Origin of the sequence: Curtobacterium sp. MCBD17_040 (genome assembly GCF_003234805.2) — a bacterium.
Taxonomy (GTDB): domain Bacteria; phylum Actinomycetota; class Actinomycetes; order Actinomycetales; family Microbacteriaceae; genus Curtobacterium.
In genome coordinates, this window is record NZ_CP126274.1 from 79,173 (window position 1) to 92,448 (window position 13,276).

At 68.7% G+C, this 13,276-nt stretch carries 14 protein-coding genes; 4 read left to right on the forward strand and 10 right to left on the reverse strand.

The window, feature by feature from the left end:
- Position 1 precedes the first annotated feature (1 nt).
- The 4 genes from DEI94_RS16310 (at position 2) to DEI94_RS16325 (ending at position 2,749) form a co-directional block, all read left to right on the forward strand.
- Positions 2-535, forward strand: a complete 534-nt coding sequence (locus DEI94_RS16310) for a hypothetical protein (RefSeq protein ID WP_111025468.1) — start codon at positions 2-4, stop codon at positions 533-535.
- Positions 535-951, forward strand: a complete 417-nt coding sequence (locus DEI94_RS16315) for a hypothetical protein (RefSeq protein ID WP_111025469.1) — start codon at positions 535-537, stop codon at positions 949-951. The genes DEI94_RS16310 and DEI94_RS16315 overlap by 1 nt, the downstream gene beginning before the upstream one ends.
- Positions 952-1,071: 120 nt before the next feature.
- Positions 1,072-1,851, forward strand: a complete 780-nt coding sequence (locus DEI94_RS16320) for a J domain-containing protein (RefSeq protein WP_111025470.1) — start codon at positions 1,072-1,074, stop codon at positions 1,849-1,851.
- Positions 1,852-1,960: 109 nt separating this feature from the next.
- The gene (locus DEI94_RS16325) at positions 1,961-2,749 is read left to right on the forward strand and encodes a metal-dependent hydrolase (protein WP_111025471.1); all 789 of its coding nucleotides are present in this window, start codon (positions 1,961-1,963) and stop codon (positions 2,747-2,749) included.
- Between the two features lie 3 nt (positions 2,750-2,752).
- Here DEI94_RS16325 and DEI94_RS16330 read toward each other — a convergent pair whose 3' ends face one another.
- The 10 genes from DEI94_RS16330 to DEI94_RS16375 all read right to left on the reverse strand — a co-directional run bounded on the left by DEI94_RS16330 (position 2,753) and on the right by DEI94_RS16375 (position 13,252).
- Complete coding sequence (locus DEI94_RS16330; RefSeq protein WP_111025472.1) at positions 2,753-3,256, reverse strand: hypothetical protein; 504 nt, start codon at positions 3,254-3,256, stop codon at positions 2,753-2,755.
- Positions 3,257-3,306: 50 nt separating this feature from the next.
- A complete protein-coding gene (locus DEI94_RS16335) occupies positions 3,307-4,125 on the reverse strand; it encodes a metallophosphoesterase family protein (RefSeq protein WP_111025473.1) in 819 nt (272 codons plus the stop codon).
- A complete protein-coding gene (locus tag DEI94_RS16340) occupies positions 4,122-4,784 on the reverse strand; it encodes a hypothetical protein (RefSeq protein ID WP_111025474.1) in 663 nt (220 codons plus the stop codon). The genes DEI94_RS16335 and DEI94_RS16340 overlap by 4 nt, the downstream gene beginning before the upstream one ends.
- Before the next feature lie 14 nt (positions 4,785-4,798).
- Positions 4,799-10,012 carry an FtsK/SpoIIIE domain-containing protein gene (locus DEI94_RS16345; RefSeq protein WP_111025475.1) on the reverse strand — a complete coding sequence of 1,738 codons (5,214 nt, stop codon included), beginning with the start codon at positions 10,010-10,012 and terminating at the stop codon, positions 4,799-4,801.
- Positions 10,013-10,061: 49 nt separating this feature from the next.
- On the reverse strand, positions 10,062-10,613 hold the full coding sequence (locus DEI94_RS16350; protein WP_284183763.1) for a nuclease-related domain-containing protein: 552 nt from the start codon (positions 10,611-10,613) through the stop codon (positions 10,062-10,064).
- A gap of 32 nt (positions 10,614-10,645) precedes the next feature.
- Entirely contained in the window at positions 10,646-10,810 is a 165-nt protein-coding gene (locus DEI94_RS16355) for a hypothetical protein (RefSeq protein WP_181441687.1), read from the reverse strand.
- Between the two features lie 40 nt (positions 10,811-10,850).
- Positions 10,851-11,441 (reverse strand): hypothetical protein, encoded by a 591-nt coding sequence (locus DEI94_RS16360; protein WP_111025477.1) that lies wholly within the window; start codon positions 11,439-11,441, stop codon positions 10,851-10,853.
- A gap of 328 nt (positions 11,442-11,769) precedes the next feature.
- Positions 11,770-12,018 (reverse strand): hypothetical protein, encoded by a 249-nt coding sequence (locus tag DEI94_RS16365; RefSeq protein WP_111025479.1) that lies wholly within the window; start codon positions 12,016-12,018, stop codon positions 11,770-11,772.
- A 13-nt stretch (positions 12,019-12,031) separates the two neighbouring features.
- Positions 12,032-12,727 carry an AAA family ATPase gene (locus DEI94_RS16370; protein WP_111025480.1) on the reverse strand — a complete coding sequence of 232 codons (696 nt, stop codon included), beginning with the start codon at positions 12,725-12,727 and terminating at the stop codon, positions 12,032-12,034.
- Positions 12,728-12,757: 30 nt separating this feature from the next.
- Positions 12,758-13,252, reverse strand: a complete 495-nt coding sequence (locus tag DEI94_RS16375) for a hypothetical protein (RefSeq protein ID WP_111025481.1) — start codon at positions 13,250-13,252, stop codon at positions 12,758-12,760.
- Between the last annotated feature and the right edge of the window lie 24 nt (positions 13,253-13,276).

Below are 13,276 nucleotides of genomic sequence, written 5' to 3' on the forward strand. Positions count from 1 at the left end.
CATGACCACCATGACGGACACCCTCCTGCGCAACAAGGACGCCGGCATCGCCGACAACGGCGGCCGCTTCGCCGCCCACACGCGCCCGACCGCTGACATCGCACTCACCGGAGCCCGCAGCACCGCGTCGCAGCGGCTGTCCGCCACGCTCCTCACCCGCATCGACGAAGCCCACGCCGGCATCGTCTCCGCGACGAACGAGGTCGAGGACGGCCGGGAGTCCGGACGCGCCCACGCACTCGGTGAGGCGTACGCCCGCCTCCTCTTCGACGAAGGCAACGACGCCGGGTTCGACTACGAGTCGGAGGGCGAGACGCTCCTGAACGACCGCGTCAACGGGCAGGCGTTCTCCTTCGACCTGAACATCGACGCCCGCCAGCGCGAGGAAGTCGTCACCTACCTACAGAAGCGAGCAGCGGAGTCCTACGCCCTCGCCACCTCCGGGCAGGAGATCCCCGACGTCGCCGCGTTCCACGCCGGTCAGTACGAATCATTCGAGCAGCTCGCATCCGAGATCGAGGAAGGGACCCTCTGATGGCTGACATCTACCGCAACAAGAACGCAGGCATCGCCGAAAACGGCGGCCGGTTCGCCCAGCACACCCGCGCCGAGTACGCCACCCAGCTCGGCGCCACCCAGCCGGCCGCGGCTGTCCCCGCCGTGCCGCAGGCCCGCATCGAGTACGACCGGGCCCGTTCGATGCGCACCACCGCCGGGGAACTCGACGCGCTCGCCGCGTCGAAGTCGGACGTGGTTCGCCTCGAGGTGGCGCAGAACCCGAACGCGTCGGCGAAGACCCTCCGGCATCTTGCTGGGTCCGGTGACCGGCTCGTCCGCGACGTCGCCCGGTGGAACCCGTCGTACCAGGCGGAGACGCTCGGTGAGCGGGTGTCGGTGGCGCTGACCCGCTTCCGGCGCGGCGGCCAGCCGTCGCGACTCGTCGCCGCGTAGCCGCTACCATTCCGGCGCGGACTCCACGAAACCGCTGGAGTCCGCGCATAAGGGTTGCAGACGAGCAAACCGGCAGGGCCGGTGGCCGGCGAACCGCACTTCCGCAAAAGGACTCCGGTCATGTTCGACGCCACCACCACCGCGTACTCGACCCTCGGCATCTCCGAGACGGCGACCTACGACGACATCGTCAAGGCGCACCGGACCCTGATGCGTGCGTTCCACCCGGACATCAACCCGAACGCCGACCAGGAGCAGGCCAAGCTCATCAACGAGGCGTTCGACACGCTCAAGACCGACGACGCCCGCGCCGCCTACGACGCCACCCTCGCCAACGACCGCGCCTACGCCGCGTCCACCGCTGACACGGACGGCGACGCTGCCGCAGCGCAGGGTGCGGCCACCGAGACGCCGATGACCAGCCGCGACGACGTGTACGTGCCCGCCGGTGACCGGTTCTCCTTCGCCTCCGCCGGCGCCGGCACCCGCTCCTTCCGCGCCGGCCCGACCGAGCGTGCGGAGAACGCCGGCGCGACCAGCCGGGCCGTGTTCCGCACCCTCGCCGGCCTGACAATGGTGTGGGGTGTGTGGTTCCTGCTGCAGCAGCCGCACACCGGCGCGCACGGCATGGTCACCGTCGTCCTGTGGCCGTTCGCCGTCGTCAGCATTATCCGGATGTTCCGCACCGGCCGGTGGGTTCTAAACGGCGGCCTCGGCTTCGGCGCTCTCATCTGGCCGCTCGCCGCCGTCCACGCGCCGATGTTCACCTGGTTCACCAGCGGCTTCGGCTGGCAGCCGTTCGCGGCGATGACCGTCCTCGCCGTCGCATCGATGGTGTTCCGCGCCAGCCGCCCGGCCACCAGCATCCAGGCGCCTGAGCCGGTTGCAGCCGCCGCGTAACACCTGCACCGCACGAACGGGTCGGAAGCATCACGCTTCCGGCCCGTTCGTCGTTCCGCCGCATCTTCCGCAGAGACCCCACCCGTCTCACCAGGAAGCGTGCCCCGCCATGATGGGAGCCCACCACGCCATCACCGGCGCCGCCGCGTGGATCGCCGTCGCAGGCACCGCCCCGTACCTCACCACCGGTCTTGACCCGGTCGGCACCGTCGGAGTGTTCACCGGCGCGCTCGTCTGCGCAGGAGCTGCGCTCCTGCCCGACGTCGACCACCACAACGCCACCATCGCCCACAGCGTCCCCGTCGTCGGCTCCATCGTCGCCGGTGCCGCCGAAGTCGCATCCGGCGGACACCGGCACTTCACCCACGGGCTCCTCGCCGCCGTCGCCGCCTACTTCGGGTCGCAAGCGCTGAACCTCGCCGTCGTGCACACCAGCCACCACGGGAACATCCAAGTCGGCGCGGGCATCGCCACCGCAGCCCTCATCGCCTTCGCCGCGAAAGCACTGAAACTCACACGCGGATCGTGGGCCCTGCCGTGGCTATTCGGCGCCGCCATCGCAGCAGCCGTCCTCCTCTGGTCACCGCAGCAAATCCTGTGGCTCCCCATCGCCATCACCCTCGGCTACGTCGTCCACCTCCTCGGCGACGGACTCACCACAGCAGGGATGCCCTGGCTCTGGCCCTGGCACCCCAAACCCCCGCACTGGTGGCAGAACATCCCCATCCTCAACACCATCTGGAAACCCAACGGCTACATGGCGTTCCCCATCCTCGGAGACGCCGGAAGCCTCCGAGAATGGGTGCTCTGCGCCTTCGTCAGCCTCTACGTGCTGTACTGCTTCGTGTACGAAGGATTCTGGGCGTTCGGAGTCAACCTGCTGACGCTCATGAAGTGAGTGCTAATAATGCAGGCCCCCGCAAAACAGGAGGAGCGCGGCAACAGCGACGCCACCCACTACTCGTCTTACCCTTGCCGAACTCAGCTCGATCCCGCCCCGCTTGGTGATCTCCCTTGTCGCGTCGAGGTGAGCGAGATAAGCGGTGAGGAGTGCTGACGACACCGAAAGTCCCGGTGCGGTGATGTGTAACCACGTAGCGTCATAGCCGACGATGATGCGGCACACGATGTCGAGGGCGGCGGCGACTGCGATTGGGACTACGGAGATAGCCCAGATCGAACCTCTGATGCGCGCTGCCACCAAACCGATGGAAACGGCGCTCTGAACGGCCACGTCGTAGTACCCAGCCGCGCGCTCCGCTGCTCCTGGATAGCTACCCCACTCGATCTCCGTGACAGCCCCCGCTATAACGCCAAGCACCGCGACGACAACGAGCGGTAAGACTAGATCGAATTGTCGCTGGTAGGCCTTATCCTCCTCGAGCCGTGGTCCCGCTTCGGTCACAGCGCCTACCTCCCCATTGCTTCAACAGTGCGACCAACATTATCGCCGCACTAAACCATCGGCAGTACCTGCAGTGTCTGCGTGTCGGGTTCGAGGGTTGCTGCGGAGCGGGCGAATCCGTTGCAGTTGAGGATGACGGAGCGGGTGGTGTAGGGGTTGCCGCCGCGGTCGTGGAATGTCTCTGTGGTGTCGAGGAATTGGTGGTAGTGGCCGGAGAGGACGAGTTTCGGTTGGACCTGTTCGACGCCGCGTTGGAACATCTGCTGTCCGAGGTCGGAGTAGGCGAGGCCGTTGCGGGACCAGGAGCCCTCGTCTGCTTTGAGCCTGAGGGCGAGTGCCTGTGTTCGGGGTGCGTCGTGGGCGAGGAGCACGTCGACGGGTGTGGTTCCGAGGGCGGTGAGGTCTGCGTCGGTGATCTGTTCTTCGGGCCACCAGGAGCCGCCGTGCCCGTCGATGGGTGGGGTGCGGCGTTCGCGGTCGATGCTGTTCGCGCCGCCGAGGCTGGCGACGACGGTGCCTGCGTCGGTGTAGCCACGCCAGCCGCGTGGCAGCCAGTGGACGCGGTCGGTGAGGTGTCGGTATCCGTCCGGGTCGGCGGGGTAGTGGCGTTGGAGCGCTGCATACCCTTCGTGGTTCCCGCCGGTGACGTACAGGTGCCCGTCGTGGGTGGCGAGGACGGCGGTGAGTCGGTTGAGGGTGTTCCGTTCCTTCGGGGCGCCGTGCCAGACGAAGCCGAAGTCGCCGAGGACGTGGATCTGCTGCACTCCGGTGGCGAGGAGCTTCTCGAGCGCACGTTTGGTCCACAGGAAGTCGGCGTGCGGGTCGCCGAGAACGCCGATGCGGTCGTGGACGAAGCCGTGGTCGGTCATAGCGGGTGTCCTGTCGTGGGGAGGGGCACGAAGGCGTGCAGGGCTTGGCGGAGCGTTTCGGGGTCGGGGCGTGCCGGTTCGAAGCTGACGTATTCGACACCGTCGTGGACGGTGGCGTCCACTTCATTCATATGCGCGGTGAGGGAGTGGAACGGCGCGCCAGGGAACCGGAGAAGCCGGTCTTCGGTGTCGGCGGAGAGGATGAGATGCACCCGGTGCGTGTACCCGGCAACACCGATGTAGCCGAGGTTCACGGAAATGGCGTGCTTGGTGGCGACGACGTCGTCGGGCTCGGTGACCGGGTTTGGAAGGAGCGCGTCGGCGTTCAGGACGACGAGGAACAGGTCCGGGTCGTCGTCGGTGACGCCGACTGTGCGTCGGCGGGCGACTTCCGTGAACGTCCGGTCGATGACCTCTCGCGCTGCAGTGAGGTTCGTGGCGATGCTGGCGAGGTGCTGGGCGGCGAACGCGACCTGTTCGCCGCCGTGACGGATGTCGATGAGGTGCGCGAGGTGCCCGTCGGTGAGGACCGCGCCGACGACCGCTCGGATGGGAAGGGCGGCGCGGTCTGCGGGCCCGCAGACGATGAACGTGTGATGTTCGTCGGTGCGGTAGGTGACGGGACGGCCGTTGGCGGTGCCGAAGGGTGCGGTGGTCATCGGGAGTGTGATCCTTAGAACAGGTCGTCGAAGACCGTTGCGGGTCGTGCTGGCGGAAGGTCGTCGAACAGGTCGCTTGCTGGTGCCGTCGCTGTTGGCGATGCGGCGGGAGCAGGCGCCGGGGCGGGAGCGGGTGCTGGCGCTCCTGCGGGCGCAGCGGCAGCGGCAGCGGGCGCGGGCGTCGGGGCGGGCGCAGCAGGCTGTTGCGGTGCCCGCGGGGTGGCGGGTGCGGGTGGTGCGTCGGCGACCATGACGCGGATGCCGAGTTGACCGAACACGGACGCGACGACGGACCCGTACGACGTCCCGGCTGGCGACGGCTGGTTGATGTCCGGGTCCACCCAGAGGACGGTGTGGATGCCGCCGACGGCGTGCGCTGCGGCGAGTGCTGGCCGCAGCTTCCACCAGCCGAACGGATCCGCTTCCGTGGTCCGCTGCTGCGGCAGCGTCCACACCGTTCCGTAGGTATGCAGGTGCGGTTCCACCCGGTAGGTCGGGTCGAGGACGAGGAGCACTCCGGGTGGTGAGGACGGCGACGCGGTCGGCGCTGGCTGCGGCGGCTGCGCGGCCGTCTGCGGGGATGTCGGCGCCGGAGCAGGTGCTGGGGCGGGTGCAGTCGTGTTCCCCTCCCACAGCGCCGCGAGCGGGTCCTCGGCCGGTGTGGGCGCCGCTCGGGGTGTGGGTGCGACCGGAAGGGTGACCGGAGGGGCGGCAGCCGTGGTCGGCGCTGTCGGCGCCTCCTCCCAGAGGGAGGCGAGCGGGTCGTCGTCGACAGTGGGCGCGGCCTCCACGACGGCTGGTGCTGCGGGCGGTGGTGCCGTCGGGACACCAAGGCCGGCGGGGACAGGAGTGGGCTCCGGCCCGTTGTAGAACGCCATGTCGATGCTGACCTCCTCAGGGATGAACGGTGGGGTGGGTTCGGGTGGAGCGGCCTCGTCCGCGTGGTCGGTGACGAACGCGTCGAGCTGGTCGAGGGAGAAGGTCACCTCGGCGACCTTGACCTCCTCCGGCGTGACCGGGATGGTCGGCGCCGCCCTGGTGGGGATGGGCTGCTGGTCGGTGGACGGCTGCTTCGGCATGAACTGCGTCAGGTCCAACCGCTCCGACTCCGGCAGCGGCGGCCGTCGACGGTTCAGCTGCTCACGGAGTTCGTCCTGCGGCGCGTACCAGACCTGCACTGCAGCAGCGGTGGAGGTCAACGGTTCGTACAGTCCGCGGCCCTTCGGAACTTCACCGCCCAGGTCGGGTGCGTCGGAGAACGCGCGGAGCGCGGACATCCGGTCCCCGGAGGATGTCTTCCCCAGGAGGGTTCGGGCGAGGTTGGTGTTGTGCGTCGGGATGAACCCTTCGGCGAGGAACAGGTGCGACTCGTCGAGGATCGCGATGCATCGGGTCGGTTCCGTTGGCAGCACCCGCACGCTGACGATGTGGATTGCGCTGTCAGCGTCGCTGACGACCGGCTGGGGCTGCTGGTCACGCTTGAGGCGGAACATTTCCAGGGTGGTGCGGAACTCGATGGTGACGCCGTCCTCCGGGGATGCGACCTTCACGCCGAGGGTGCGGAACAGTTCCACCGCGGCGGCCGCGACCGCTTTGTTCGGTGCGACGAACCGGTGCCGTCCGTCGGGGAGGACCGTGCCGGCGTGGTCCATCAGCGACTGCGCGAGGCAGAGCCGCTGCGGCAGGGACGCCCGGAGGTACGGTGCGGGGATACCCGTCCGGTGCAGCACCCCGACGCGGTCCAACTCGCCGCGCATTCGCGCTGGCGGCTTCCGAGCCCCGCCAGCGAGCCACGCCCCGACGACGTACGGGTTCACTGGCAGGGCGGCGTCCGCGCCGTCGAACGGGGTGATCAGCGGGATCTTCCACGCCGGCGACCCGTCTGCGCGGTGCAGCGAGTCGGTAATCGCTTGCGTGGTGAGGACGACAGGGTCACCGCCGCTTGTTGGGGTGACCTCCCACCAGTGTTCGGACCCGGCCTTCACCGTCTGCCCGTCGTCGAAGGTGACCTCGAGGACGGTGTTGTCGGTGAACACCTCCGAGAAGGACATGACCGGGGTGACACCACCGTTCGGGGTGAAGATGAGGTCACCGACGTCGAGGTCAGCGTTTCGCGCCCAGCCGGTGGGGAACTTCTCCGACACTGGAACCGGCAGCATCGCGGTGAGGGCGAGGTCCTTGAGGTCGTTTGCGCCGGGGATGGTGTCCAGCATCTTCGCGGTGAGCTTCTGCGTCCCGAGGAGCAGGTGCACGCCGGCAGACCGGGCCTCTCGGGCGATCTTCCCCGCGATGACACCGATGTCGGTCTTCGCCCGGTTCGACGCGACGATCGCGTCCCGTTCCGAGTCGAGGTCCGGGTCATCGGACGCCGGCGGAACAGGGTCCTGCCCCATGAGTGACGTGAACTCGTCGATCATCACGAAGATGCGAGGCGGTGGGGTCGCCAGGTCGGAGAACGACCCGACGCCGGCGGCAGCGTTCACGCTTTTCCGCTCCACGACCTGGGCGTAGATGCCGCGCATGACTGCTGCTGCTTCGAACGGTGTCGACGCGAACGCTTTCGCGTGCTCCTTGGCGAACATGAAGTCCGCACCGCCCTTGACCGGGTCGATGACGTACAGGTCCGCGCCGTGCACGAGCGCGCCGTACAGGAACGCCTGCGCGAGCACGGACTTCCCGGCGCCGGTGACACCGGCCAGGAGGATGTGCGGGTTGTCCACCGGGTCGAACACGACCGGTTCGCCTTCCACGCCGGAGGCGAACGGGATGCCGGCGGCCTGGTCGATGAACTCCCAGTCGAAGGACACCCGTTCTGGGAGCGGGTTGTCGCGGCACACCAGCATGCGGACGTGGTCGGCACCGTCGGGGGACTCACGCATCTCCACGAACTTGTTGCCGGTGGTGACGATGAGCTTGGACAACGACTCCTTCACGTCGGCGCGGGACAGACCGCCGGAGGGGAGCCTGAAGTCGAGGACCTCCACCTGGTCGTTGTGTTCGAGGTGCCCGGCGCGGATCAGCGTCGGCAGCGTCCCGCCGGCGCCGACGACCTTCGAGTCGTAGAACGCCTGCTCCCAGTCGAGTCGGGTGACGTAGTCGCGGTTCCGCTTCTCCAGGTCGGGGTCCCCCTGCGGGCGAGGCCGGTCGGGACGGCCGGGCCGCTCTGGACGGTCGGGGCGGCCCGGACGGTTCGCTCGTGCGGGTTCACCGGCGCCTGCGAAGCGGAGCCCTACCGTGGCGTGCGGGTCCGCTCCGGCGACGATGACGCAGCCGTCGGGAGCGGCGGCAACCCGGAGCCACCCGGACCCCATCGCCTGCCGGATCTTCTGCGCAGCGCCGCGCACCTCCGCAAGGGTCACCCCGCCGTACAGACGGAGCTTCATCTCCCAGATGTGGCCGCGGGAGCGCCGGTCGGTCAGCGCACGCACTTCGTACAGTTCCGGGCGCGCCAGGCGGGACACATCGAACGCGGCGTTCAGACGTCCAGCCAGCACCCACTGCGGGGCGGCGCCGTCCTGCGGGGCGAGGGTGTCGGGGTTGGCGGGGATGGACGCGCCGCCGTCCGCCCAGGTGACGGTGAACGCTTGCGCGTGCCGTTCACCGTTGCGGCGGCCCGAGGCGGGGAACCCGGTGACGGACACGAACGGTGCGGCGGAGAGGGTGGTGGCGATCTTCGGCTCGAGCTTGAAGAACTCCAGCGGGTCCAACCCCTGCTGCACAACGAACGGCTGCCGGTGCAGTGTCGTTCCGCCGGTGCCGATGCCCGCGTCCTCGTACACGGCGTGCTCTGGGCGGGGGCGGATGGCACCCATCTTGAGGATGTTCGCCCACCGGGCGGCCCATTCATCCTCGGTGATGAGCTGGCTGATCTTCACCTGCACGTTCGGGTCGTCGTACACGGTCGACGGCGCGTGCAGCGCCCCGAGGTACACCGTCTGCTGCTTGTGGTCGATGACGACGTCGGCGTTGGCGTTCGCCGCGAAGTCGCTCATCCCGTTGTCGCGCATCCAGTCGAACGGCGGGCCAAGCGGCGCGGCGTACGACACCGCCCACGCGGCGGTTTCTGAGTCCGGCGTGTGCAGCGCCGCCATCTCCATGAACACCCACCGGCCGGCGCCGACGCTGTCGGAGACCCAGTTGGCGACGGAAGCGAGGAACAGGTTCGCCACGTCCGGGTTCACGTCCGGATTGGTGATGTCGGGGAGGTCCTCAACGTCGTAAGTGAGGATCCGCATCCGCAGCGGGTCGATGGTGCCCTGAATGGGCTGCCCCTGCGAGTCGGTGGTGGGGCATTCCAGGGCGGAGAGCTTGCTGCCGGTCCCCATGCTCATCTGCACCTTCTCCAGCAGCGGGATGATGCCCATGACGCCGACGGAGGGATGCGTTTCGAAGGTGTCCACCTGCACGGACCCGACCTGCTCGTGGCTGAGCAGCCGCGGCTTGTGCTCCACCTTCACCAGGTCCCACCGCGGGTCCCACTCCGAGCGAACCTGCACCATCGTTCGCCACTGCGTGAGCGCCGACGGACGGACCGCCGCGGTGATGACGGACAGCGCCGCGGTGAGCCCGAGGGCGAGCGCAGCCGCGAACGGCGGCACCGGCTGCAGCCATCCGGTCAGCCCGACCGTGTTGATGGCGATGAGCGTGCCGAGGAACACCGCCAGCAGGAGCACGACCGCGGCCGCGCCGGCGACGATGACCTTCTTGCTCTGCGTGAACGCGGGCCGCACGTCGGCGACGGTGGGCCCCGGGCACGGGTCCATCGGGGCAGACCACTTTCGAATAGCACCGTTGACGGTGTTGATGACCCAGAACACGCCGGCCGCGTTCATGAGACGTCCGAGGTCGCCGACGTGCGCGGTCGGCAGCATAGCTGCCGCTCCCGCAGCAGGCAGGGACACCAGCCACCACAGCCGGATCGGCCATCCGGGGAGGAGGAACGATGACGGCAGGAACGCCTTCCACTTCAGGTCGCCCCACATCCGGTACCGGTTCATCGCCTGCTCCTCCGCAGGGGACGCTGGCGTCGGGAACCCGGACGCGTCCTTCTTCCCCGTCAGCTCTGCGGTCGGCGCCCAGTACGCGGCAACCGCGACCGAGATGGGCAGCAGCGCCAGGCCCGGGTACCCGTACATGGTTGCAGCCGCAGCGGCAGCGACCGCCGCGACGAAAATGACGACGGTGGTGAGCGGACCGTTCTGCGGCGGTGCCTGACGTGAGGGAGCCATGGTGGAACTTCCGGGGAGAGGGTCTGGAGGCGGAGTCGGGTCCGCTGAGTCAGGGGCGGAGCAGCAGTTGCGCGAGCGCTCGGACGATCTGCTCGTCCGCGGGCTTCCCGCCGACGTACCGAGCAGGGGCCGCGGCGAACACCGAACCGTTCACGGCTCGAGCGCCAGGGGAGTGGAGGAACGTCAACGACGACGTCGGCTTGGACTTCTGCGACGACCAAACGACCAGCAGCGGTGTCGCGACGGAGCCGCGCAGGTTCTGCTTCCGCAGGTAGGTGCGGACCGCGTCGACCGCCATCGGCATCGTCTGCTTGTCCGCGGGCGGGAACAGCTCCAGGCCACGGCGGGTGGCGCCGAACAAGGTCCAGTAGAACCCCGGCTTCCACACCTTCGAATCGACGATGGTGACCTGGCTGCCGGAGACGACGATGTGGTCGATGTTCGCCTTCACACCAGGGATGGGGATCCGCAGGTCATGGAGAACCGTGGGACCGTCGCCGGTGGTCGCGAGCGCGTTCAGCAGCTGACCGGTTCGCTGTTCACCCTTCGCGCCGACCTTCGCGGTGCCCTGGTCGGCGAGCCACGACTCGGAGTGGTTCAAGCTCCGCGCCGCCTGCCCAAGAACGCGACCCATCAGCGGGCCACCAGCGACCAGATGAACCCCGCGACGATGCAGATGATGCCGCCCCAGACGAACACGCCACCGCGGTTTGACTTCAAGAACCCGTCGATGTCATCGCGTCGGTCCTGATTCGCCGCCCGGTACCGGTCCCTGATGCTCTCTCGTTCGTCAGCCACGACCGGTTCTATGCGGCGAAAAACGCCCGAGCCGGACCGGTCACGCCCCGCCCTCGCTCCGGGTCGGCAGGTGGAACGGAACTGCGCCCCGCTCGCTGTGCAGGGTGCCTTCACCGGCAGCGGTGAAGGCGACGTGCACCCACCCGGAACTCGCCTGCTTGACCCGGCTGATCAGCGGAACCGTCCGCTCCTCTGGCGTCTCCACGATGGGGATCACGCCGCGGCTGGCGCCGAAGACGAACGCGTCGGCGATGAGGTCCCCGAGCTCGTCGCGGAGCTGGTTCTCACGGTCGACGTTGAGCTTTTCGTCGTCGAACCGGTAGTCGAGTCGGCCCTCGTGTCGCAGCGTTGCCGCGAGTGAGTTCACAGCGACGACGACCGGCCGCTCGGCCGTGGAGTGCCTCAGGAGGGCACGAAAGGCGTTGACCGCGTCGCGGATGTCGGTGTGCAGCACAGCGTCCACGCGGCTGTAGTCACAGCCATCGCTCGGGACGTCGATGATGTGGACGTCGGCGCCCGACTCCCGCGCGCCCGACACGAACTCCACGACCAGGTCCGGTCTTCCCAGACCGGGCGCTCCGGTGATGAAGACACCGGTCGGGTCATCGATGCGCTGCTGCGTGGTCGTCATGCCAGCCCCTATGCCGGCACGACGAGCTCAGCGGGTTACGAAGCGTCCGCAGGGACGGGGGCACCCAGCGATACGGCGCTGGTAGCCGCGTCTTCCTCCGCCTTCGACTGCATTCGCTATCAGCGAGGCGACAGGCTCCTACGGAGGACCTGCACAATGGCGGCCACGGCGATCGCGAGGATTGCGTTGACGACCGCGACCTTCGTGCCTAACGGCTGGGGGAACGTCAGGGAAATCAGCGAAACAGGAATGCAGACCACGGCGTTGAGAACGGCGACGACGCGCAACCACGCCGCGGGCGTCCGTTTGGTCCTATCCAGGTACCGCCTCAATAGCCGGTCTCGTACTTGCTCAAGACCCTCCCTCGAGGTGTGGTCCGGGGGATGCTCTGTAGCAGAGCACTGATCCGCTCAAGACGGCGCAACGTGCCGGCCTCGCGGGCATTGGTCCAGACGGTGCCACCGACAGCGACGACCGCCGTGATGAGCGGGGCCACACCTGTCATCCAGCTCGTCATCATGTCGGCGATCCTCTCAGCGCGACCGGGCGTGAGGCCAGCCGCGACGTAGGCGGTCACCCCCGCGCCGTGCTCAGGTGGCGTAGCTGGCGACGAACCGGGAGAAGTCGGGGAGCTCGGCGTGCCAGGCGCGGAACTGCTCGACGCTGCCGTTTCGCTGCTGGAGCAGTCCGCCGCCGAGGTGTCCGGGGGCGGTGACGGTCAGCCCGTCGGTGCCGAACATCTCGAGGCGAACGTTCTCGGTCGGCTTGTCGAGGAGGGCGACGAGTCCGTTCCGGGTGAGGGGCAGCAGGTCGTCGATGGCGTCGATGTCGGCGCCGTCGGTGAGGTACGGGTCGCTGGCGAACAGCACGAGGTGAATCCCGAGCTTGGCGCCGCCTCCGAGCAGTGAGGCGAGGATGTTCGCGTTTGCTGCGGCGTTCCGGCCGGTGAGGAGCTCGGAGGCGTCGGTGAGGACGATGACCCGCTCGGCGCCGGGGACGCGACGCTCGGCGATGAGCTGCTTGAGGGTGGTGCTGAACGCGGTGGAGGGGTGACGCACGCCGGGCAGCGACGCGGAGGTCAGGTTGAGGACGTCGAAGCCCTGCACGACCGCGGCCGCGGCGATGCTCCGAGCGATGACGGTCTTCCCGGAAGCGGGCGGCCCGACGATGAACGCGTGCTCGTCGTGCTCCGGGTTGAACTCCGCGACCCCGTTCCAGATGTACCCGAACGGCAGGGTGAACGTCGCGTCGATGAGGTCCCAGTCGACAGGAAGCATGGCGGTCATGGTTCCCCTATGCGCGGAACCGCTGTTCGCTTAGCCGAGCTGCTGTTCGATGTCGTCGAGGGTGCTCCGCGGGTTCGGGCGGAGGGGGAGGGTGGCTGCGCCGTTGGAGCGGACGCTGACACCGGAGTCTGCGGCGTCGCCGGGCTCGTCGATGTACGCGTTCACGGTGTCGACGGCGCGGCTGATGGGGTCGGTGCGGCTCTCCGGGACGGACCAGACGACACCGCCGTCAGCGTCAGTGAGTGCCTCTGCGGTGTACCGGCCGTTCCGCCAGCGGAGGTTCAGCTGCGCGGCGCGGTGGTCCTGCGCCTGCGCGAGCGCGGCGAGGAGGTTCACTCCTGCGCGGCGTGCGTGGCTCGCGGCTTGCTTCGCGCGCTGCTCCGCGTCGGCGAACACCTGCCGTGCTTCGTCTGCGCGGTCGCCGGCGCCGGTGAGGAGGTCGGCGGCGGCGGGGTCGTGCTGCGCGAACGTGAACTGGCCGTTGCCGATGCGAGGCTGACCGAGCCGGCGAGGAGGGAGCGTCATGCCTGGCACATATGCGGCGGGCGT